The organism is Shewanella sp. Arc9-LZ (assembly GCF_010092445.1).
In the GTDB taxonomy this organism is placed as follows: Bacteria; Pseudomonadota; Gammaproteobacteria; order Enterobacterales; family Shewanellaceae; genus Shewanella.
This window is the reverse complement of the sequence record NZ_CP048031.1, coordinates 1,604,512-1,628,903: the sequence shown is the minus strand read 5'-3', so window position 1 is coordinate 1,628,903 and position 24,392 is coordinate 1,604,512. Positions and strand designations below refer to the sequence as shown.

16 protein-coding genes, 3 tRNA genes and 1 other RNA gene are annotated in these 24,392 nt (G+C 41.7%); 14 read left to right on the top strand and 6 right to left on the bottom strand.

Features of this window, described 5'->3' with window-relative positions:
• Positions 1-239 precede the first annotated feature (239 nt).
• Entirely contained in the window at positions 240-2,660 is a 2,421-nt protein-coding gene (locus GUY17_RS06985; RefSeq protein WP_254439882.1) for a DNA polymerase II, read from the bottom strand.
• Between the two features lie 93 nt (positions 2,661-2,753).
• Here GUY17_RS06985 and dinG point away from each other — a divergent pair, with 93 nt between their 5' ends.
• The 6 genes from dinG to GUY17_RS06955 all read left to right on the top strand — a co-directional run bounded on the left by dinG (position 2,754) and on the right by GUY17_RS06955 (position 8,314).
• The gene (gene dinG / locus GUY17_RS06980) at positions 2,754-4,829 is read left to right on the top strand and encodes an ATP-dependent DNA helicase DinG (RefSeq protein WP_162022711.1); all 2,076 of its coding nucleotides are present in this window, start codon (positions 2,754-2,756) and stop codon (positions 4,827-4,829) included.
• Between the two features lie 8 nt (positions 4,830-4,837).
• A complete protein-coding gene (locus GUY17_RS06975; protein ID WP_162022710.1) occupies positions 4,838-5,611 on the top strand; it encodes a TSUP family transporter in 774 nt (257 codons plus the stop codon).
• Positions 5,608-6,270, top strand: coding sequence for a primosomal replication protein (locus tag GUY17_RS06970; RefSeq protein WP_101087800.1), 663 nt, complete (start codon positions 5,608-5,610; stop codon positions 6,268-6,270). The genes GUY17_RS06975 and GUY17_RS06970 overlap by 4 nt, the downstream gene beginning before the upstream one ends.
• Positions 6,271-6,279: 9 nt before the next feature.
• Positions 6,280-6,990 carry a DUF2057 domain-containing protein gene (locus GUY17_RS06965; protein WP_101087798.1) on the top strand — a complete coding sequence of 237 codons (711 nt, stop codon included), beginning with the start codon at positions 6,280-6,282 and terminating at the stop codon, positions 6,988-6,990.
• Entirely contained in the window at positions 6,990-7,931 is a 942-nt protein-coding gene (locus tag GUY17_RS06960) for a histone deacetylase (protein WP_162022709.1), read from the top strand. Before GUY17_RS06965 ends, GUY17_RS06960 begins: the two co-directional genes overlap by 1 nt.
• An 80-nt stretch (positions 7,932-8,011) precedes the next feature.
• Positions 8,012-8,314 carry a late competence development ComFB family protein gene (locus tag GUY17_RS06955; protein ID WP_101087795.1) on the top strand — a complete coding sequence of 101 codons (303 nt, stop codon included), beginning with the start codon at positions 8,012-8,014 and terminating at the stop codon, positions 8,312-8,314.
• A 214-nt stretch (positions 8,315-8,528) separates the two neighbouring features.
• Here the strand turns inward: GUY17_RS06955 and ffs are convergent.
• An RNA gene (gene ffs / locus GUY17_RS06950) (signal recognition particle sRNA small type) lies at positions 8,529-8,625 on the bottom strand.
• Between the two features lie 607 nt (positions 8,626-9,232).
• Between ffs and GUY17_RS06945 the strand changes: the two genes are divergently transcribed.
• From GUY17_RS06945 to panP, 8 genes are all read left to right on the top strand, one after another.
• Positions 9,233-11,407 carry an OmcA/MtrC family decaheme c-type cytochrome gene (locus tag GUY17_RS06945; protein ID WP_162022708.1) on the top strand — a complete coding sequence of 725 codons (2,175 nt, stop codon included), beginning with the start codon at positions 9,233-9,235 and terminating at the stop codon, positions 11,405-11,407.
• 287 nt (positions 11,408-11,694) lie between these two features.
• A complete protein-coding gene (locus GUY17_RS06940) occupies positions 11,695-13,656 on the top strand; it encodes an OmcA/MtrC family decaheme c-type cytochrome (RefSeq protein ID WP_162022707.1) in 1,962 nt (653 codons plus the stop codon).
• A 97-nt stretch (positions 13,657-13,753) separates the two neighbouring features.
• Positions 13,754-14,743 (top strand): DmsE family decaheme c-type cytochrome, encoded by a 990-nt coding sequence (locus GUY17_RS06935; protein WP_162022706.1) that lies wholly within the window; start codon positions 13,754-13,756, stop codon positions 14,741-14,743.
• Between the two features lie 12 nt (positions 14,744-14,755).
• On the top strand, positions 14,756-16,843 hold the full coding sequence (locus tag GUY17_RS06930; RefSeq protein WP_162022705.1) for an MtrB/PioB family decaheme-associated outer membrane protein: 2,088 nt from the start codon (positions 14,756-14,758) through the stop codon (positions 16,841-16,843).
• Between the two features lie 370 nt (positions 16,844-17,213).
• Positions 17,214-18,371, top strand: a complete 1,158-nt coding sequence (locus tag GUY17_RS06925; protein WP_101087786.1) for a sugar diacid recognition domain-containing protein — start codon at positions 17,214-17,216, stop codon at positions 18,369-18,371.
• Between the two features lie 130 nt (positions 18,372-18,501).
• Positions 18,502-19,860, top strand: a complete 1,359-nt coding sequence (locus GUY17_RS06920) for a GntP family permease (RefSeq protein WP_162022704.1) — start codon at positions 18,502-18,504, stop codon at positions 19,858-19,860.
• Positions 19,861-19,880: 20 nt separating this feature from the next.
• Positions 19,881-21,050 (top strand): glycerate kinase, encoded by a 1,170-nt coding sequence (locus tag GUY17_RS06915; protein WP_162022703.1) that lies wholly within the window; start codon positions 19,881-19,883, stop codon positions 21,048-21,050.
• Between the two features lie 230 nt (positions 21,051-21,280).
• Positions 21,281-22,921, top strand: a complete 1,641-nt coding sequence (gene panP, locus GUY17_RS06910) for a pyridoxal-dependent aspartate 1-decarboxylase PanP (protein ID WP_162022702.1) — start codon at positions 21,281-21,283, stop codon at positions 22,919-22,921.
• Between the two features lie 264 nt (positions 22,922-23,185).
• Here panP and GUY17_RS06905 read toward each other — a convergent pair.
• The 4 genes from GUY17_RS06905 to pgsA all read right to left on the bottom strand — a co-directional run bounded on the left by GUY17_RS06905 (position 23,186) and on the right by pgsA (position 24,376).
• Positions 23,186-23,271 (bottom strand) — tRNA-Leu (locus GUY17_RS06905).
• A 49-nt stretch (positions 23,272-23,320) separates the two neighbouring features.
• Positions 23,321-23,394 (bottom strand) — tRNA-Cys (locus tag GUY17_RS06900).
• A 41-nt stretch (positions 23,395-23,435) separates the two neighbouring features.
• Positions 23,436-23,511 (bottom strand) — tRNA-Gly (locus tag GUY17_RS06895).
• A gap of 316 nt (positions 23,512-23,827) precedes the next feature.
• Positions 23,828-24,376, bottom strand: a complete 549-nt coding sequence (pgsA, locus tag GUY17_RS06890; protein WP_011638096.1) for a CDP-diacylglycerol--glycerol-3-phosphate 3-phosphatidyltransferase — start codon at positions 24,374-24,376, stop codon at positions 23,828-23,830.
• Positions 24,377-24,392 lie beyond the last annotated feature (16 nt).

The window sequence follows — 24,392 nt, the reverse complement described above, 5'->3', positions numbered from 1 at the left end:
GTAGTTTTTTATTACTTCTGGTAAACATAAAAATGTTAAGTGTTAATAAATAAGGCTATGTAAGTAATTGCTTAACATTAATCGTCTGGATAAATCTTCGTAGATTGGGTTTGCGAGGTTTGTGCGTCATCAAATAATGCTTGATTGCCTTTACTGAATTAAGAACGTAAGGACACGAAGAAAAACAAGCAATGTTAATTAACATTGAAAACTTAAGATTGGGGTGTTGGTAAGTTAACTTATAACAATAGAAGTTGATTATTCACCAGTGAGTCAAAGCTATGGCCACACAGTTGCAGAATGGGCTCCGCGATAGGTTGAATTTGTTTACAAATATAGTATTCATAATCAATATTTTGTGGTTTTGCTTCTATGGCTTGTGCACCAGTGAGTGTCATTATATATCGAATCTGTTGTCCTTTTCGGGTAACACTTACGTCACCGAGTAGTTCGGCAAGCTGTTTTGCGGCTTTAACATGGGGTGACGACTTTGCGGTATAATCTTCAACATTGCGTCTTAATCGCTTTTTAAAAATAAGTTCATTATCTCGAGCACCGCACTTAATTGCTGCGATCTCATTACTCAAAAAATCAATAACATCCTCGCCCTTGAAAAACAATTCATATAAATGGTACTGCATCCTTCTTGCAATAGGGCTCCAGTCACTCCTCACCTGCTCCATACCTTTAAAGGTTAGAGTTAATTGTTGCTGATCATTTGACACCGCGCCGACATAACGCTTTTTACTGCCTTCATCCGACCCCCTCAAGGTAGGCATAATAAATTGTTCAAAGTGGGTTTCAAACTCCAGCTCAAGATAACTGTCTAATTGATATTCTTCTGCACACCATTGAAGCCAACGTTCGGTTATTGATACTGATAGTTGTTTACCAACCGCTTGAATATCTTTAATCCCATGATTATCTCCTAACCAGACAAAGGTAGAATCGGTGTCACCATAAATCACTTGATAACCGCACTCTTCTATCCATTGCTTAGTGAGTTTCATAATTTGATGACCGCGCATGGTAATCGAACTGGCTAACTTAGCATCATGAAATACACAACCTCGAGAGCCTAATACGCCATACAATGAGTTCATAATAATTTTTATCGCTTGCGATAACGGCGCATTTTTATCTCGTTTGGCCAGTTCTCTTTGCTCTGCAAGGCTGGCAACTAATGCAGGTAAAATAGGCGATTGCCGACTAAATTGAGCACCTAAATATCCAGCCACTGTCGTTGCATCATCTTTTACTTCACTCGCGTAGAGTCCTTCAACTAAGCCTTTAGGATCGATAAGAAATGTCCTAATAATCGACGGATATAGACTTTTAAAATCTAATACTAAAACATCTTTATAATAACCCGGTATAGAGGACATAACATATCCGCCTGGGCTTTCTAAACCTTGGCTCGCGGGTTGTGCGGGGGCGACAAAGCCACTTCGATGTAAGTGAGGTAAATACAAATGATAAAATGCCGCAATCGATGCACCCACGCGGCCGAACTCCAAGCCCGTTAACTTGGCGCGTTCAAGAGCAAAATCTAACAACTGTGTTTTTTCAAAAATATCCCACACTAGTCGGCAGTCGGTAATATTATAAAAAGCCAATGCATTTTTATCTTGTTCAAATAAATGAGTAATTTCTTGGCCACGATTTTCAACATGATCAATGGCTTTACCTTCGGCTAATAACTGTCGCGATACCGATTCTAACGAAAAACTATCAAACTGATAAAACGCCGCTTTAAGCCAATCAATACCATCCAAAACCACACGCCCAGGTAAAGATAATGTTTCCGGCCGATATTTGTCAGCCACTTTCCAGCTCAGTTCGCTATCACCTCTACCAATTAATAATGGAATTTGATGTAAAACACAGCGTTTGAACAACAAGGCTAAATCAAAGGTCACTACTGCCCAGCCAATAATAATATCGGGGTCATAGTCGCTAAACCACGCTATTAAATGATGTATCAGTTCAATCTCATTTTTTACCCAAACAATGAAGTCATGACATTCTGCTTGCGGTTCGCCCACCATATACACACATTGATAATCGGTACCATATAAACCAACCGAATAAAGTTCACCCGTAAAACTGCACTCAAAATCCAGTGAAACCATCTTCAAAGGGATATCAACAAGTTCGTTGGCGGGCATTTTTCTAGCCCGATTAATCGATAACAAAGGAATCGTTGAAGTTGAATTACGCTGTTGATAATGCCCTGAACACTCAATATCTAAGGCAATAAAACGTTCTATAAGGTAGCGTTGCTCAGACCTAATATCGGCTTCAAATAAAGTAATACCGATATCATTAGCTATGCGACTGAGTAATTTCAATTGGGTATTTGATTTAAGATACAAGGCACTGATAGGTTCATGTGCAAAGCTCATCAATGATATCGACTCAGCCTTAAGGGTAAAGCCGACTTTTTGACTTAATTGATTAACATCTTGCTGACGGCAGAAACAGATCACTTCACTGTGATACAGCTCTGCTAATACAGGTCCTTGAGCGGTTTTAATATAATATTGAAGGACTAATTGTCCATGCCGATAAATAGCATGACGAGTTAATACTCGTCCCTTTACATGATTATTGGTCGTTGGATTATCTGTCGGCGTCACAACGGGTTTGAATTCCGGCACAAGTTTACTCAATTTGATTTATTACTTCGTGGCATGCTAATTCACTGTTATTATGTACAGCATAATTCAGTCTATGTAGAAATCATACTTCCTATGCTACCGGATAACATAAAAAGTCAAATTCGCACCATTTATAAAGAAATTGCCGCATCTATGCCGCAATTTCGTTCTCGTCGCGAACAAAACTATATGGTAGCGGAAATATCAAAAACCTTAGCAGGCGAGTATGACAAAGACCGTCGTATCATTGTGGTTGAAGCGGGTACCGGCATTGGTAAATCTTTGTCTTATATCTTAGGGGCAATCCCTTTAGCCATCTCGAGTAAAAAGAAAGTCTGTATTGCCACCGCAACCGTGGCACTTCAAGAACAATTACTCCACAAAGATCTACCTCATTTTTTACAACAGTCTGGTATTGATTTTAAATTTGGTTTGGTAAAAGGTCGTCAGCGTTACGTATGTTTAGCCAAACTTGAAGCCATGATAGGGGCACAAGACAGCTCACAAATAGCCATATGGCAAACTAAACCCGACCAAAGTCAAATTAACGAATTACAAAAATTGCATCAAGATTTTCATCAAAAACGCTGGAATGGTGAAATTGATACTTTAAAACACCCTATTCCTGATTTCTTGTGGCAACAAATTTACTGTGATAAACACAGCTGTCATCGTCAAGTATCGGCACACCATAATTGCCCGTTTCATAAAGCTCGTGAAGATGTGGACACTTGGGATGTACTCATTGTTAACCACAGTCTGTTATTTGCCGATTTAGAACTTGGCGGCGGCGTCATTTTACCAGAACCAGAAGACATGTTTTATGTTATCGACGAAGCTCATCACTTACCGATAGTTGCCAGAGATTTCTCCAGTGCTCAAGCCACACTTCGAGGAGCATGTGATTGGTTAGAAAAAGCATCGAAAACCTGTTCTAAGTTACAAAATCAACTCAAAACCACTCATATCATTGCCCCTGTACAGGCAATGCTTGACCACACCACAGAGTTAACCAATTTACTGACCCAGGTTGCTCACTTTTGTGATACCCAACCACAGTTATTCGCTAACCCTGAATCCAGACTTCGTTTTGAACATGGCCAATTACCACAATCGTTATTAATACAGGCAGAAAATCTGGCCACTGCATCAGGTTCCGCGGTAAAGCAATTTAATAAAGTGGTATCAGTGTTAAATGAAGCAATCAAAGATGGTGAAGTGCCTAAACATCAGTCGGAAGGGTTGTTATCAGAAACAGGTTTTATTTTACAGCGGCTAGATAACTTACATAAGTTATGGAAGATGATGGCCAAAGAAGACAGTAAAAAAGGCGCACCCATGGCGCGTTGGGCTGAATTAATTACCGGTAAACAACAAGATTATTTATTTTGCTCATCGCCTATAGAAGTTGGCTTTATGCTTGAATCTATGTTGTGGCAAAAAGCCGCTGGCGTGGTGTTGTGCAGTGCAACGCTTCGAGCCTTAAACAGCTTCAACCATTTTGCTCATCAAGTAGGCCTGTCAATGAATGATGGCAGCCGATTTTTAGCATTATTATCCCCTTTCGATTACGAAAATAATGCGACCTTATTTATACCTCAAATGGTTTGCGAACCTACGGACGAAAATTACACCACCGAACTTGCACAACATATTGTGACACTTATCGATGGTGAAATGGCCACATTAGTGCTGTTTGCCTCATATTGGCAAATGGATAAAGTGGTTGAGCTCGTCGAAGGTAAAATTCCCAAAGACCAGCTTTTTGTTCAAGGCGCTATTCCACGTCAACAAATATTAGAACAGCACAAAAAACGCTGTGATGAAGGTCTACCCAGTGTCATTTTCGGTACTGGTAGCTTTTCTGAAGGCCTCGATTTACCGGGCGATTACTTAACAAACTTAATCATTACCAAACTTCCGTTTGCTGTCCCGACCTCACCAGTAGAACAAGCTCACGCGGAATACTTAAAAGTAAAAGGCGGTAATCCATTTTTACAGCTGACAATTCCTGATGCTTCACGTAAATTAGTCCAAAGTTGTGGCCGACTGTTACGAAAAGAGCAAGATTATGGCCGAGTGACCATTTTAGACCGTCGTTTGGTCACTAAACGTTATGGCAAATCATTAATTGATGCCCTTCCTCCTTTTAGACGTGTTATTGAATAGGTATTGAGTTGGATTTATTATTAGACCCTAGCCATTGGGCTATATTAGCGGTCATAGGTATATTTGCGGGTTTTATTGATGCCATAGTTGGCGGTGGTGGGCTTCTGTCTATTCCAGCATTACTCACCGTTGGTATTCCGCCACATTTAGCATTAGGAACCAATAAATTAGCAGCTTGTTTTGGTTCTCTTACTTCGAGTTACACCTTTTATAAACAGCATTTATTTAACCCTGCATTATGGAAAACGTGTTTTTTTGCCACCTTGGTTGGGTCGATTGCAGGTTGTGGTTTAGTATTTCTGATTGACCCACAATGGTTAGACAAAATATTACCACTACTCATAATTAGTATCGCTGTTTATACCTTATTTAGCCCCAAAGCGATGGGTGACAAAAATATAATGGCCCCAAAATATCGTTCACCAAAATACAAACAAATTAGCCAAGGATTTGTTTTAGGTGGATACGATGGTTTTGCAGGACCAGGTATTGGTGCTTTTTGGACGGTATCGTCTATCTCGCTGTATAAACTCCCTCTGTTGCACAGCTGTGGATTAGCGAGAGTCATGACCGCGGTGAGTAACATCACCGCACTCATTATCTTTGCATCCATGGGTCAAGTACAATGGATGCTCGGCTTGTGGATGGGGGTATGCATGATGGCAGGTTCATTTATCGGCGCCAGAAGTGCGATTCGATTTGGGATACCTTTTATTAAACCAATATTCATTATTATGGTATTGTCGATTGCAGTCCATCTTACGTGGAGTGCATGGGTATGAACACCCAACAATTGCTATCAATGTTAAAACAACAGCTCGCTAAACTGGAGCAAGACGCATTAATACACGACCAGAATTTGGCGCCTTCGCAACGACAGTCTTTACAAGAAATTGAACGATTTAACAGTCAGCTATTTGCCCAACAAGGAGCCCAACTAAGCCCTTGTATCACTCAGTTACGTCAAGATATTAAACAACTCGAAAAACAACTTTACCTTAAGTTGGGCAGTAACGTTATCCAACTCAGTTGCGATCGTATTCAAGACCGATTTAGTGCATTACGCAGAGCATTGCTAACCACTCACATCAACCTTAAATCCGAACAACAGCGCAAAGCCAGTAATCGAGCCCGATATGCAAAAAAACAACAACAAGCAATACAAGACAGCGGATTTGGTTGGATAGCCAGCAATGTGATGCAAAATAGCCATCAACTCTACGCTGAACTCAATAAACATTTAAATTGGGCAAAAAAAATAGAGCAAAAAATACAACAAATGGAAGCAACTCTTGAATTCTGTCATAGTGATGACAAAATAAAACTGCAAAATGATATTCTGTCTATGCATCGCCGTTTAGGAAAGTGCAAACAAGCAACCAGTTATATTGAAGAGCGTATTCAACTTTTTGAAAGACCTCGCCAAAGTTACCCACGTTAAGGAGCAACAATGAAATCTTTATTTACCACAAGTGCGCTTTTGGCATTTTTAACATCATCATCAGTCTTAGCAGCGAATTTAACCATTCCAATGTCTTTTGAGTACCTAGCGCTTGATGGTGCAGAAGTTGAAACCAGTATGTTCAATCATCAATCGGATTTAGCGTTAACCAATGGCACCCATAAAATTGCAGTCCGTTATCATGATGTGGTTGATGATTCCTTTAGTGACAGTCAATCTTTTGTAAAATCGACACCTTTAATTGTGACGTTAACGGTTGATGGCGATCATCAATATCTATTACAACCCGCTGACGGTGACGTTATCAAGAATCCAAAAGCATTCGCTAAAAAACCACAAATCAACATTAAACGCCAAGATAATGCAGCGGTAACTTACAGTGTAGAACAAACTAATTTTACTGAAGAGTCATTTATTACTAGCCTGTTTAACAATAAAAACCAACATGATATTGAAACCTTATCGGCTTCAGCTACAGGTAACGGCAGTCAACCAATACAAGCATTAGCAGTCAAATCAGATATTGAATCTGCTACGATGAGTGCACCAGTTATTGCAACTGTACCAGTAACGGTGCCAGCAACAACGGCGCAAAAACCGACTCCAGCACAAGCAGAACAAATGCTGCAATATTGGTGGTTACAAGCCGATGACAAAACGCGTAAAGAATTTATGGGTTGGGCAATAAAGCAACTTTAATGTCCGTGTCGATCCCTTTTGTTTACCACGCCAGCTATTCACAGCTGGCGTTACCTAGCACCCATCGTTTTCCAACCACTAAATATCACAATTTATACCAGCACGCGCTCAAACAACAATTGTTGTTTGAGCAATATCGCCATACGCCTACGCCAATATCGAAAGATTCGCTCTATACAGTGCATTGCCCGCAGTATGTCGAGCAATTTATCAATGGCACCTTAGACCATAAAGCCCAAAGACGTATTGGTTTCCCATGGAGCACAGCGCTAGTCACCCGCACCTTACACGCCGTAAATGGTACCCGTTTATGTGCTGAATTAGCGCTTAAACATGGAATTGCAGTTCACTTAACCGGTGGTTATCATCATGCGCACTATGATTTTGGCAGTGGTTTTTGCATTTTCAATGATTTAGTTATCGCGGCGAGATCAGCCATTGACTCAGGTAAAGCGGATAAGGTACTCATTTTTGATTGTGATGTTCATCAAGGTGATGGAACCGCGACACTCACTCAAGGCAGCCCAGATATTATTAGTTGCTCGATCCACTGTGCACAGAATTTCCCGTCCAGAAAGCAACAATCTGATCACGATATCGCTCTGGATAAAGGGTGTACCGATAAACAATATCTTGAATACATACAACAAATATTACCTTACTTGATACGCATCCATCAGCCAGATCTGATCATCTATGATGCTGGGGTCGATATTCATCAACATGATGACCTTGGATATTTCGCCATTTCGAATCAAGGTATTCTCGCTAGAGATAAACAGGTAATATCGATAGCACAAATGCATAGCATCCCACTTGCAGCAGTAATAGGGGGAGGCTATAGTCGTAATGAAGCAGAATTAACCATTCGACATAGCCAATTGTTAATTGCTGCCAATGAAATCTGGTCACCACAGTGTCAGGCAATGCAAAACCAATAACACTGCGTCACTAAATTAAACAAACATCTCGACATTGAAGCATATGTCGATAAAACAAACTGTCTCAATGGAGCGTAATAATGCAATTAGAGATCCGAAACTATTATGAAGTTCTATTAATGGAAATGCTGCGAGATGAAGGTCTAATGGAAGAGTTGCCAGAAGAATACTTAGCGGATTTATGCTGCGTCACGCTGAATCAGTTACCCGTCAGGTACATTCGCCATTTAGTTGATACGTATTTCTTCGAAAATTATCAAGAATTAAAACAGATGAAAACAGAGATAAGCGAAGCACTAGAACGTTCGAGACAATTCCTCAAAGCAAATTTGCAAAAACGCTTAAAAGAAGAAGCTGAAATCGCAGCAGAACAACAACAGTAATTTCACCGGCATTAGCTGATGCTTGCCATTAACTGATGTTTTGCCGGATATTGAATGAATATATTCTAGTAAGCACTGGTTATGGTAATTCCATGAATAATTTATTCATACAATACGGCTGTTTTTTGATTGGAATTTTTTGGTTAAAATATTTTGGTTGCAATACTTTGTTGGAATTAATGCGGTGAAAATCATACGGGGAATATTGGAGGTTCCCCTAGAGCCACACCCCGGCACACGAGTCACTTGCTGCGGTTGCTCCCTTCCAGGCCTGGCCGAGTTCACAAGTTATCGTTGCGGGGGGACCCTAGGGTCACCATTGACTTCTGAACCATATAATACAAAGCTTATGTCTCAGAACGGGGCGATTATCCCCTAACCCATTGGCTGGATCAAGCCTTTATCCTAATAAGTTTTCAATCCTCTACCTAACTGCGCAATACTTAACCTTAACAGGGAATACTAGATGGGATAAGGGATGGGTTAACCGACATAAATCGATCTATTCACAAGCCAAGTATGCCAAACACACTATTTATGTTGCCCATAATACGAATTCAGACGTGAATCATTAATCTATTGAACATAAATACATAGCCAGATGAAATAGAAAAACAGTGGTGAGATAATCGTTTATGACGTCGAGCACAAGTCACTGATGCAGGTTCACATCACTTAGCGTATTCAAGAATATGCTAATAACGGTATTAACACTTTGGAACTATCCTATTTATTTCAGTAATACCGGCAAATCTTCATCAAACAACGTTACCCATAAAGGAATAGTCAGATCTCAGTCACAACTCTAGACATAATTCAATGAGTAAGTGGCCAAGGTTAGCTAACATTAGATTTGAATAAAATCCGCACACTTATAACCAGTAGTGAATGCGAGATAACAAAAAATGCAGGGAATACATGATGAAGACAATAACAGTTAGTCCCGCTGCAAAAGCGGTATTGAGTGCAGGGCTTATTGCTCTAGCGCTATCGGGTTGTGGAGGCAGTGATGGTACTAATGGCGAAGATGGGCCAGATGGTATTATTGGTGTAAACATAGATGCGACATCAACCCTAAAAGCGACCTTTACCGATGCAACCGTAGTCGATGGAAAAGTCAGTGTTGACTTTATTCTTAAAAATGCCAATGGTGTTGCGGTATTGGGACTAACAAAAGATCATGACCTTCGTTTTGGTATCGCTCAATTAACCCCGGTTACTGAAATGGTCGGTGCCGATGGCGCTAAAGTCGAAGTCGACCGTGGTTATCAATGGCAGTCTTATATCAATACAACCAAGCAACCTAATGCAAGTTGGATCCCTGCTGATGAAACAAATATTGCTCCTTCAGCACAATTTCAGGCTGACGTTGAGGCTGCTTCAAAATGTACCGATTGCTTAGTTGATAATTTAGATGGCTCATACTCATACACATTTCAAACCAATATTGCTCAAGTCATAGAGCCGTTAAGCATCACTTACCAAGCTGATGACACCCAGCGCATTACATTGGAATTAAAACAGCCGTTAATTACAGCTAATGCTCATTACGATTTTCAACCGTCTACTGGCTTAACCGAAGATATTGCATCACGCGACGTTGTCTCGATTAATGCTTGTTATACCTGCCATCAACCAGAAAGCTTAGCATTGCACGGCGGTCGTCGAATCGATCTTGAAAACTGTGCATCATGTCATACCGCAACATCTGGCGATCCTGAAACCGGTAACAGTGTTGATTTCACCTACATGATCCATGCCATCCATAAAGGCCAAGACCGCGTAACCAGCACTGTTGATGGCGATGTAGCCGCACCTTATAAAGTGATTGGCTATGGTGGTGGAGTACATAATTACGGTAACGTGATGTATCCGCAAAAACCTGCTGCCGATTGTAGTGCATGTCACGTCGAGGGCACAAACGCTCCCAAAGATGCCGCGCTGTTTAATGCCAATAAAAGTGATACCGCTTGTATTGCGTGTCACACAGAGTTAGCGTCTCAACAACATGTTGGTGTCGGCACAAATTGTACGTCATGCCATGTTGAAGAAGGCTATGGTCGCAGTGCAAAAGAAGCGCATGGCGATGTGATGAAAGCCTATAACGAAACCCAAGCGATGAACGCCGTATTCAGCGACGTAATAGTTACTGCTGATGGGAAATTCAGTACTACGATTAAATTTACCGATGCTTCAGCTAATGTTATTGCAGCAGAATTTATCGACCAAGGTAGCCGTATCGTTATGGCATGGGACAGCGACAAAAACTACCCAACGTATCAAGATGCCAGTTACAGTAATCGTCGTCTTAAATTAAGTGAAGGTACCGCCAACGCAGATAATAGCTGGACCTTAGTTTGGGATAAGATCACCTTACCAACAGATTATGTGGGTAAAACATTTGAACTATGGTCAGCAGTCACAGCCTGTTTTAATCATGGTGGCTACGGCAGACCGGAAGTTAAACTAACGGCTTGTAGTACTGATGATGTCCAGAAAGTGGAAATTAAAAGTAGTCCATACCATTTTGTTATGGCTGCAAGTGCAATAGACACTAGCCAAACCACTGCTACACGTAGAAACATTATCAACACAGAAAGCTGTCAAGGTTGCCATAACCAAGAAGTGTATCACTATGACAATGGTGTCAATTGCCAAACCTGTCATACCGCTGATAAGACACTTAAAAATGACGATACTTACCCTGGTGGCAAAAAATCGACTAGCTTTGCCTTTAAAGCACACAGCGCTGAAGGTCATTACCTCAAATATGCCGGTGTTGAATCTGGAACCGTGTTGAAAACCGATTGTAAAACCTGTCATACCGCTGATGGGATCCAACTTGGTAGAGCCACTGACAGAGTATGGCGTTATGGCGATATCGATACTGGAGCCGATGTATGGATGTCATCAGATACTGGAGCATGTTTAAGCTGTCATCAAAAGTATCGTACTGATGCCACCGTGTCGCATATTGAATCTAATGGCGGTATTGTTGATGGGATCAGTGAGGACGATGCTCGTAATCGTGCATCAGAAATATGTTCTACCTGTCATACCGTAGACCGCGTCACTAAAACACATGGTTTTTAAACAGTAAAAAGAAACAACCTTGGCGTTTTATCCATCAAAGACCTTAGTTTATAACTAAGGTCTTTTTGTTATCCGAACAATCCTCCCCCGTTAAACTGCGCATTTTACATACCTCTTTATTAATAGGCTGATCATCATCACACAATTACGTTCGTTTTAAAGACGAGTTGCTGTTTGTAACGTAATCTTAGTGTTGGGAAAATTAATTCCAACATCAACTTAACTGAATAAGATAATTGCAGAACATACTGCCAGTGAGTTAGATGGATGACCTTTGCAGGGAAAATATGATGAATAAAAAATACACAAAAATGGCATTGTTACTTGCTATGTCAGCATCAATGACACTGGTCGGTTGTGGCGGAGGCGATGATGGTGAAGCTGGTAATCCAGGAAACCCTGGTGGCGAGCCTGCTGAAGCAATTAAAACGCTAAACTTAGATATCACTAAAGTCACTTATCAAGATAGCAAACCGACTATTGAAGTATTTGCGACCAATGAAAAAGATCTCCCTGTAGCGGGTCTTAAAGACTTTGAAATTAAAAAAGTCGTCCAACTCATTCCAGCTGGCGCAAGTGGTGCAGGTAATTCAGCCCAATGGCAATTTATTGGTTCCGAAAAAGCCTTTACCGACCATGGTAACGGTAATTACAGTTTTACCGTCAATGTTGAAGGCTTTAACCCAGAGCTAACCCAACGTTACAATGTGATTGCAAGTGCATCAACCTTGCAAGACGGCGTTACCGGAGTGCCGCGTACTGAAATTACCAAAGATTTTGACGGTGAAGGATTTGAAGCTAAATACACTAAAAACATCGTCAGTGGCGCTACTTGTAATACCTGCCATGCAAAGGGTGAAAGTATTTATCATAGCTACACTGATTTAGAAACCTGTACATCTTGCCATACCAACGAAATGGCCATTGAAAAAGACAAGGTTCAAGTTGAGTTCAGTCACTTAATTCATAATGTTCATAACAATGCCAAAATGTATGGCCGCAACTTGGACAAGAGTGCAGAAGCAGCGCATGCGATAGTGCAAGATAATTGCACCACTTGTCATGTTGATTCTGAACAACTGAGCGAATCGAACAACTGGTCTCGAATTCCAACCATGGAAGCCTGTTCAAGTTGCCATACCGATATTGACTTTAAAACGGGTCAAGGTCATCCGCAACAAGTGGATAATTCAAATTGTATAGCTTGTCATAATGCAAGTTGGACAGAAGAATTACACACAACTTCGTATACTCAGAAAAAAGCATTTATCGATTTATACGGCATGACAGCAACACTAACGGCTAATAAATCAAGCACTGAAGACAAGTCAGCTACCCTATCGGTAACGATTTTAGATGCTAATGGTACGGCCATTGATGCTGCAAGCTTAGTCAGCAAAATTCAACGAATTGAAACCATCACTAACGTCGGACCTAACTTCCCAATTATGGGATATAACCCTAGCCCAGGAAGCGGTTTAGCCAAAATCAGCAAGGACTTTATCAAAGCGGGTCTGTTACAAGCCGATGTAGTCATTGAATCAGGTAACTTAGTCTATAACATTGCATCACTGCCATTTGGCGCAGGCGACACAGATACCGCCTTTAGCTTTATTGGTCTTGAAATGTGTAACGATGGTATTCAAGCCATTGATTGTGTCGACGGCGTAGCAACTACCAGCATGAAAGCCGAGTTCACAGTAGGCACTTTCTCTGGTAATGCGCCTAGCTATCGTCACACTGACTCGGTCAATTTTGGTTCATGTGATAATTGCCATGGAGATACTTTTGAGTTGCATAAAGGCCACCATGCTGGTTTTGTGATGTCAGAACAATTAGCTCGTGAGCTTAATGGCGAAGTCACCATAGGTTTGGATGGTTGTGTAGCTTGTCATACGCCAGATGGCACTTATGCTTCTGGTGCTAATCAAGGCGCCATTGAAATGAAATTGCACAGTGTTCATAGTGAGCAAGGCATTATCAAAGACTGTACTCAGTGTCACAACGACTTTAATCTTGATACATTCAAAGTTAAAGGTGCACTTGCTACGTCGCAAGGCCTTTATACAACACCTATCACTGCAACGTGCGCATCTTGTCATGGCTTTGACACGATTTCGCAGCATGCACAAAGTCAAGGTGCGGTTGTTAATGGTAGCTATCAAGAAGCCAATGATGCTGCGCAGTTAGAAACCTGTTTCTTCTGCCATGCACCCACCATTGAAAACCACACACAAGTGAAGCTTTAATTTGTCCATTGAGAGAGAAGCCCTGCTTCTCTCTCATGCTATGGCTTACGTAATCAACTTGTTGATCATCAAAATGGACAAATTAGGAAGTCTACTTATGAAGACCACACATTCAATAAATACCTTATTTTTAGCCCTGCTCTGCCTTACTGCATCGACGCTGTTTATGTCGAGTCATGTACAGGCGGCAAAGTGGGATGCCAGCATGACACGGGCAGAAGTTGAAGCAACACTCGATAAAAAATTCGCCGAAGGAAAATACTCACCAAAGGGTGCCGACACTTGTTTGATGTGTCATAAAAAAACAGAAAAGGTCATGGATTTATTCAAAGGTGCTCATGGCGCAATTGATTCATCAAAAAGTCCAATGGCTGGATTACAGTGCGAAGCGTGTCACGGCCCACTAGGTTCACATAATCGTGGTGGTAAAGAGCCAATGATTACCTTTGGCCCAACTTCAACACTCGCTGCAGACAAGCAAAACAGTGTGTGTATGAGCTGTCATCTCGACGACAAACGCGTGGCATGGGACAGTAGTCATCACGCCAATGCCGATGTGGCATGTGCATCTTGTCATAGCATACATGCTGAACATGACCCAATACTGTCAAAGCAAACAGAAGTCGAAGTATGTACCACTTGTCACACCAGACAAAAAGCTGACATGAACAAGCGCACCAGTCATCCAATGAAATGGAATCAAATGACCTGTAGCGACTGTCATAATCCACATGGCAGTTTGAGCGATTCAGATCTTGTTCAGCCAACAGTCAATGAAACGTGTTATTCATGTCACGCTGAGAAACGCGGCCCAAAGCTGTGGGAGCATGCACCCGTCACCGAAAATTGCGTCAATTGCCATAATCCACACGGTTCTGTGAACGATGCAATGCTCAAAACTCGTGCGCCACAACTGTGTCAGCAATGTCATGCGAGTGACAATCACACAAGCAACGCTTATCTAGGTAACACTGATATGGGTTCAACAGTAAATGGTAATGCCTTTACTGGTGGTCGCAGCTGCTTAAATTGTCATAGTCAGGTGCATGGTTCAAACCATCCGTCTGGTAAGTTACTGCAGCGCTAAGGAGATTATATTATGAATACCAAATTGAACCTCATTACCTTAGCGTTACTCACTAGTACCAGCTTTAGCCTGATGGCTGATGGTTATGGCCTAGCCAATGCTAAAACCGACAAAATTAAATATGATGCTTGGAATTGTAAGGCTTGTGCTGTCGAAACAGGTACCACAGGAACTGTCGGGGTTGGTATTGGTTACAACAGCGAAGACGATATTCAATCAGCCAACGCATTTAATAGCAGTAATCAAACAGCGGGCAAAGTGGATGCCGATATAAAGTATCGAGGTGACAATGGCTACCAAGCAAAAGTCGTCGCAAATAATATGGGCATGGACAATGGCCGTATGGAAATAGATGTCGGTAAACTTGGATTGTATCGCCTCAATCTAGGTTATCGCTCCATCGCTACGTATCAGAGCAATAATGCCTTAAGTCCTTACCAGAATATCGGCAGCGATAATCTTACTTTAGCGGATAATTGGGTAACGGCAGGTTCAAGCTCAGACATGCCAATGCTTTATAGCAGTTTAACCCCATTTGAATTGTCGCTTAAACGTGAACGTGCCGGTCTAGGATTTGAATATCAAACAGAATCACTGTTCACAACCTACGTTAATTTTCAGCGTGAAGAGAAAACCGGAACCAAAGTTGCCTCTGGCAGTTTTTTCAACCAGTCAATGATGTTAGCGGAGCCGGTTGATTACACCACCGACATCTTAAACGCTGGGATTAAACTCCGTGGTGATCACTGGTTTACCAGCATAAACTACAATGGTTCAGTGTTTAGCAATAACCACCAGCAGCTTGGTTTTGACAGCGCCTTTAACCCTACGTTTGGGGCGCAAAGTCGTGGTTATATGGCGCTAGACCCAGATAACGAGGCCCATACTATTTCGCTAATGGGCCAATATAACGATTCCATTACCAGCTTAAGTGGCCGTTTACTCATGGGCCAAATGACCCAAGATCAGCAATTAACTAGCATAGGTTATGGCTATTCATTACCGGCAGATTCTATTGATGCAAAAGTTGATATCACCGGCATGACACTTAAAGCGGTGACTAAGCTCAGCCGAGCATGGCGTCTCACTGGCAGTTATGATTATAACGACAGAGAAAACAACACCCAAATCGAACAATGGACTCAAATTAGCATTAACGATGTTACCGGCAAAGTGCGGTATAACACGCCATACGATCTCACTACCCATAGCGCTAAATTATCCACTGACTATCGTATCAACCATGGTTTAAAACTAGATGCGGGTTATGATTTCAAACGAGATGAACGCAGTAATCAAGGCAGAGAAACCACTGACGATAATAACGTCTGGGCACGTTTACGCGTCAATAGTTTTGACATGTGGGATATGTGGCTTAAAGGTAGTTTGAGCAAGAGAGATGGTTCAGAATATAAAGCATCAGAATCGTCATCTGCAGAACAAAATCCGTTGCTACGTCGATACTATTTGGCCGACCGTGACCGCACTCAAATAGAGGCGCGTGTTAATCATAGCCCTATTGATAACTTAAACGTCGATTTTGGGGTTCGCTATGCATATGATGACTATACAAATACGCAAATAGGTTTAACTGAATCAAAAGACACAAACTACGATATTAATCTGAGCTACATGATTAATGACGATATGAATGTTAATACATTTTATAACCATCAAATCATCAAATCTGCTCAATCTGGCAGCGCCAATTTAAGTATAGCGACTTGGCAAGCCGATATTGAAGACACTGTCGATGTTGTTGGCGCAGGCTTAAGCTACAACAATTTAATGGACAGTCGTTTGCGCTTAGGTTTGGATTATACCTACTCAGACTCAGACAGTAACACCCAAGTAAGACAAGGTATTAGTGGCGATTACGGTGACTATTTTGCCAAAGTGCATAACATTAATGTGTATGCACAATATCAAGCCACCGAAAAAATGGCCTTGCGTATAGACTACAAAATGGAAAAATACCTTGATAATGATGACGCCAATGATATTGAGCCAGATACCATTTGGAATGTCATGAGTTTAGGTAATTTACAGCATGACTACACTGCACACATGATCATGCTCAACGTGAGTTATAGTCTGTAAGTGATATCACGGTAATATAACCAAGTCGATCACATTAAAAATGACGCCAACCTTATCTAGGTTGGCGTTTTTATATCATTTGATTTAATGACCTTTAGACACAAAAACGGTCGCTAGCATCCTATTGTATAAAAAACTTGCAATTACACCGGATTTAACATTATATTAACAAGGTGAATAGCTTGTGATTGAAGTTTGGGCAAATGGATGTGCCCCCCATTTTATGTTGCTCATCTTTCCTCCCCTATTGCTTGTTAAAGACCATTGCTTGTTTTTTAAATTTCCAATGCATTTAAGCACCAACCTCCTCCCAATACTTAGCTAACATCAGGTATCATTCAGTACCGATATTGATTGCCCAGAGAAATTCATGTTTCAAATTGATACACTAATTGCCACTAAAATTGTCGACCGAACCATGAAAATTATTGGTCATAATATCAATGTTATGAATGCTCAAGCAGTGATATTAGGTTCAGGCGATATAGATCGGATTGGCACTGTACATGAGGGGGCACTATTAGCTATCAGCCAAAATCGCAATGTTGAAATAAGCCAAGCCATCGCTTCAAATTTACATGGCGTCAAACCTGGGCTAAATTTGCCATTGCATTACCAAGGTCAAGTGGTTGGCGTTATCGGTATCACTGGCGAGCCAGACACATTAAGCCATTATGGTGAACTGCTTAAGATGACAGCAGAGATGATTGTCGAGCAAGCAAATTTGCAAGAGCAATTACAGTGGCAGAATCGTCAAAAAGAGGAGTTTATTTCGCAACTCATTCATGCCAATGAGCAAGACTTGCCTTCTTTACAACAATGGGCATTGCAATTAGGTGTCGATTTAAGCGTACCGCGAGTGGCCGCCATTATCGAACTTGATAACAAAAACCCATTATATCAACAAGACAATCAAGCATTAAAACAAGTACTGTATTTATTACAAAATCCTGTACGCGATAACTTAATTGCGATGACCTCACTAACTCAATTAGTTATTTTAAAGCCGGCTTTTTTAGATGGTAAGCAATTTGACCCTGAGCTTGAAAACCAACGCATCAACAAATTACTCAAACGCTTACCCGCCAATATGCAACTTAGCCTGCATATTTCATTGGGGCATTATTTCAGTGGTGAATTAGGCATTAGTTACTCCTATCGCACCGCCAAAGAAACGTTAGATATTGGAAAAAGATTACATCCAACAAAAACCAAATATTTATACCAAGACTACAGCTTACAAGTACTGTTATCAGGGTTACGGCACCACTGGCGAGGTAATGCGCTTGCTGGGCCTTACATGAAACTGATTGCAGTTGACAATAACCAACAATTGCAAAAAACACTTGCCGCTTATCTAGAACACATGGGAGACATCCAAGCCTGTGCTAACAGTTTGTTTATCCATCGAAACACACTGCGTTACCGATTAGATAAAATTCAAACTATCACCAATATTGATTTACACAGTTTTAATGGATTACTGAGTTTATATTTAGGTCAGTTAATCCACCAACCTAGCACTTAATTGTGCGTCAGCACAAAAATAGTATTAACTCGTAGATTTATTAGTGCAAGCGCACAAAGTAATTTATAGGTAATGGTTTACTATGATGAATACTAAACCACCCCCTACAATAATAAATAACGAGTACTCTATGGGACTAATATTGATCTTAATCGGCGTGATAGCCTTTATCGTCATCGCCACCTCTAAATTTAAACTGCACCCTTTTTTAACCCTCATTTTAGCCTCATTTCTCACCGCATTTGCCTATGGTTTACCCAGCAATGAAATTGCCAAAACCATCACTGGCGGTTTCGGTGGTATTTTAGGTTACATCGGCTTAGTCATTGTGCTCGGTACGATTATCGGCACCATTCTCGAAAAAAGTGGTGCAGCCATAACTATGGCAGATGTGGTCATTAAACTGTTTGGCCAACGATTCCCAACGTTAACTATGTCAATGATTGGCTACTTAGTGTCGATCCCTGTTTTTTGTGATTCAGGTTTTGTCATTTTAAATTCATTAAAACAGTCAATGGCAAACCGGATGAAAGTGTCTCAAGTTGCCATGAGCGTCGCCCTAGCAACTGGGTTATACGCAACTCATACCTTTGTGCCGCCAACCCCAGGCCCTATCGCTGCGGCGGGTAATCTTGGCCTTGAATCACAGCTTGGACTCGTGATAGCTGTCGGTGTGTTTGTTGCTGCCATTGCCGCTTTTGCCGGTATGTTGTGGGCCAATCGTTTTGCCAATGAGCAGCCAGACGGCGAAGGCGCCGAAGAACTGAATCTGCAGCAAGAAGATTTTGATGATCTAAAGAAAACCTATGGCGAATTACCTAGCCCTACCAAAGCATTTGCGCCTATTTTTGTACCTATCATTTTAATCTGCTTAGGCTCGGTGGCTAACTTCCCTTCAAAACCATTAGGTGAACAAGGCTTATTCGATTTATTAGTGTTCTTGGGCCAACCTGTTAACGCCTTAATGATCGGCCTATTTCTGTCGTTATCGCTGTTAAAAAGCAACCAAAAAATCAAAGAGTTTAGCGATCGTATCAGCCAAGGTTTAGTGGTATCAGCGCCTATTTTATTGATCACCGGTGCTGGCGGTGCATTTGGCGCGGTATTAAAAGCCACTGAGATTGGTGCATTTCTGGGTAGTAGCTTGTCCGCTTTAGGTGTGGGTATTTTTATGCCGTTTATCGTGGCCGCGGCACTCAAATCAGCACAAGGTTCATCTACGGTGGCATTAGTCGCTACCTCAGCATTAGTGGCACCATTACTAGGCGATATTGGTTTAGCCTCAGAAATGGGCCGAGTGTTAACCGTAATGGCAATTGGTGCGGGTGCGATGACAGTCTCACATGCAAACGATAGCTTCTTCTGGGTGGTGACTCAATTTAGCCGCATGAGCGTCAAACAAGCGTATCGGGCCCAAACAATGGCCACCTTAATCCAGGGAGTCACGGCGATGATTACCGTTTATCTACTAAGCTTATTTTTACTGTAAATTATTAATTAGAGTCTTATATGAAAATTGTTATTGCACCAGATTCATTTAAAGAAAGCCTAAGCGCCCTAGAAGTGGCTAATGCCATTGAGAATGGATTTAAACAGGTATTCCCAAACGCGCAATATTGTAAGGTGCCAATGGCCGACGGCGGTGAAGGTACAGTACAAGCGATGGTCGATGCCACCCAAGGACAGATTATTAATCTCACTGTCACAGGGCCTTTAGGTTTACCTGTTAACGCATTTTATGGCGTGCTTGGACAACTTGATGAGGATGGAAACCAAACGGCAATAATCGAAATGGCTGCCGCATCAGGTTTACATCTGGTGCCATCCACTCAACGTAATCCATTATTAACCACCAGTTTTGGTACTGGTGAGTTGATTGCCGATGCATTAGACAGAGGCATAAGACACATCATTTTAGGCCTAGGTGGCAGTGCAACTAATGATGCAGGCGCAGGCATGATGCAGGCCTTAGGAGTCCAACTAAGTGATATAAACAATACTCCATTACCTTTTGGTGGAGCTGCCCTCGCCGAATTACATTACATCGACATGCAATCATGCCATCCAGCCATTAAGGAGTGCGTAATTGAAGTTGCGTGCGATGTCGATAATCCATTATGCGGGCCACGAGGCGCCAGTGCTATTTTTGGTCCACAAAAAGGGGCTACTACTGAGATGGTTGAGCAACTTGATCTCGCTTTGGGGCATTTTGCTCATATCATTAACCAACACCTTAACCAGCCAATTGATGGACACTGGCAATTACACCCTGGGGCTGGGGCTGCTGGCGGTATGGGATTTGGCGTAATGACAATGTTAAATGCAACCTTAAAACCTGGGGTCGATATTGTCACTAAAAGCGTTAAGTTGGCACAACATTGTCTCAATGCTGATCTGGTTATTACCGGTGAAGGTCGAATAGACGGTCAAACCGTGTTTGGTAAAACCCCTATGGGAGTATTGAATGTCGCCAAACAACTTAATATTCCGGTTATCGGTATTTCAGGATGCCTTGGTGAAAATGCAGATGCTATTCTAGCCGAAGGCATGCATGCTATTTTCCCTATCATTCCTGCGTTGCAGCCCTTAGAGCAAGTATTGTCTGAAGCTCAGGTTAATCTAACCAATACCGCACGCAACATTGCGGCAATGATGTCACTTTCATTTGCAGACAAATAATCTAATCCAGCACAAATACCTTACCGCATTTGTGCTGGATTATTCATATCAACATCATTCATATTCTGAATTAACGCAGCTAATCCGCAGTAATAACACGATAAATACTTGAAGCGAAACCAGCCATACAGTAAAGTTAGCACCCTCATTTCATCCTGAAGGTGTAGCGTTAATCGTAAAGCACCCGTCAATGCTATCAGGATGAAGTTTTCATCATTACGGCAAGCAAAATGACCTCGAAAATCACCCGTCAAGCAAACGCTTCAGAAGACAGCTTACTGCGAATTTTTACCGCCCCTGAAGATTCAACCTCGACGTTGAGCATTATTGAGCAAAAGCTGTCTCAAGACCTCGCAGGTTTTTTAGGTAACAGCATCGCCGCACTGGAAAAACCACTGTCAGAAATAGAAACTGACTTTAGCACCTATCAGATACCGACCGATCCCAAGTTCGTTTCTGATTATGCCGACGAAATCATGCAAAACCTAGTCGCTCATTCAGTCCATACTTCAGCACCCAGTTTTATTGGACACATGACCTCGGCCTTGCCTTATTTTGTGTTACCACTGTCAAAAATGATGGTCGGGCTAAACCAAAATTTAGTCAAAATTGAAACATCGAAAGCTTTTACCCCATTAGAGCGCCAAGTGTTAGGCATGATGCATCATTTGGTGTATCAGCAATCTGATGATTTCTATCACCAATGGATGCACAGTGCTAACCACTCACTCGGGGCATTTTGCTCAGGTGGCACCGTTGCCAATATCACCGCGCTGTGGATTGCCCGAAACCGGCTGTTACAACCTTGCGGCGAATTTAAAGGCGTCACCCGCGAAGGAATGACGAAAGCATTGCGTTTTTATGGCTATGATGACCTTGCTATTTTAGTGTCCGATCGCGGTCATTACTCTTTGGGCAAAACCGCCGACTTGTTGGGTATTGGCCGAGATAACATCATTAGCATCCCAACAGATGAGCATCATAAAGTCGATGTTGCAGCCATGCGTGATGCAGCAGAAAAGCTGGCACAACAAAATATTAAAGTCATGGCCATTGTAGGTATCGCCGGTACAACTGAAACAGGCAATGTGGATCCCTTAACTGAATTAGCAGTGTTAGCCAGCGAGCTAAATTGTCATTTCCATGTCGATGCGGCATGGGGCGGCGCAAGTTTATTGTCCAAAAAATATAGCCATTTACTAAAAGGCATCGAGTTAGCTGACTCCGTTACTATCGATGCCCATAAGCAAATGTATGTTCCAATGGGCGCCGGTATGGTGTTATTTAAAGACCCTGAACTGGCGCAAGCCATAGTGCATCATGCTGAATATATTCTACGGGTGGGTTCAAAAGACCTAGGCAGTCAAACGCTGGAAGGTTCGCGACCTGGAATGGCAATGCTCGTGCATGCTTGTCTTCAAATTATTGGCCGTGATGGCTATGAAATCCTCATTAATAACAGCCTAGAAAAAGCCCGTTACTTTGCCTCAATCATCGACCAACATCCTGATTTTGAGTTAGTCACTGAGCCTGAGTTATGTTTGCTGACCTATCGTTATGTACCAAAAACGGTGCAAGCCATACTTACTACAGCTCTAGCCAACCAAGATAGCGTTTTAGTTGCATCAATCAATGAACTACTCGATGGACTGACGCAATTTATTCAAAAGCATCAACGCGAACAAGGCAAATCGTTTGTGTCACGCACACGTATTAAGCCAGCAAAATACTTACGTCAACAAACGACAGTATTTCGCGTGGTACTCGCCAATCCGTTGACCAGTCATCAAATATTGCATGATGTGCTCACCGAACAAATCGATATTGCAGCTTTAGACAGCGAATATTTACCGCAGCTGTTGGCGTTGTAGAGCACAGACTCATCAATAACTTCGATGTTTATAGCTTGTTAGCTACCTTCTCGTCATCCCGGCAGTGTTTTTAAGCCGGGATCCAGGTGTTTTCTTTGTACTTTTGTACTCATGGCCGTAGGCCATATCCACAAAAATGCCACGTCTGATGTTCAACAACAGCGTCAGGGATTTCATCTTTATTCTTTATCATTAAATTTCAGATATAAAAAAGCCCCAACTAATGTTGAGGCTTTTTTACACCATACTTACGTATGTAAATAATGGTACCCGAGGCCGGACTTGAACCGGCACGCTTATTCAGCGAGGGATTTTAAATCCCTTGTGTCTACCGATTCCACCACTCGGGCAAAGTGTTGTTTTAACCGTTACTTAACGTAACCATTAAACGCAATTTTGTGGAGGCGCGACCCGGAGTCGAACCGAGATAGACGGATTTGCAATCCGTAGCATAGCCATTCTGCCATCGCGCCATCTTTAACCAAATTCGAATCCATCGGATAAGATAAGAAATTGGAGCGACATATCGGGTTCGAACCGATGACCTATACCTTGGCAAGGTATCGCTCTACCAACTGAGCTAATGTCGCTTATTCAATCGTTTCAACGCTTTATTAAATCTGCGAGAAAGGTATCGTCTTTCAACCTATCCAACTGAGCTAATGTCGCGTATTCAATCATTTTAATGCTTTATTATATCAGCAAGAAAGGTATCGTCTTTCAACCTATCAAACTAAACTAATGTCACATTAATCGTGTTAGTTAACATAAAACCCTAAGGCTTGTTGTTGACTCATCACTTGTCTACGGGGAGGCATTCTACCGAATTAACCTCGTGTGTCAATTATTGATTTACGCAATTTTGACTGTTTGCGCACTAAATAATCTTATTGAACTATTATTACGCTATTCTGCCGTTAAATCTTTCCAAGCTGCTGAAATGTAACTCATCATCGACCAGAACGTCAGTGCAGCTGCAATATAAAACAAGCCGTAAGCGACATCAGTTAGCCAAGGTGTGGGTTTCCAAATCAATCCAATAATTGCGATCATTTGCGTGGCAGTTTTATATTTACCAATCCAAGACACGGCAACTACGCCACGTTTGCCTATTTCGGCCATCCATTCACGCAAAGCTGAAATAACAATTTCGCGACCAATCATAAATAACGCTGCTAAGGTTAAGTACACATTGTCATTTTGTTGAACCAACAGCACTAATGCGGTCGACACCATGACTTTATCTGCAACTGGATCCAAAAAAGCGCCAAATCGGGTTAGTTGACCAAGTTTACGCGCAGCATAACCGTCTAACCAATCGGTCAAAGCGGCCAACCAGAAAATAAATGCCGAAACAAATGGTGCCCATGGATATGGTAAATAAAATACCGCTATAAATACGGGTAACAAAGCAATACGGAATAATGTCAGTGCAATAGGTAAGTTAAACGGCATAAAAAGACCAATTTGT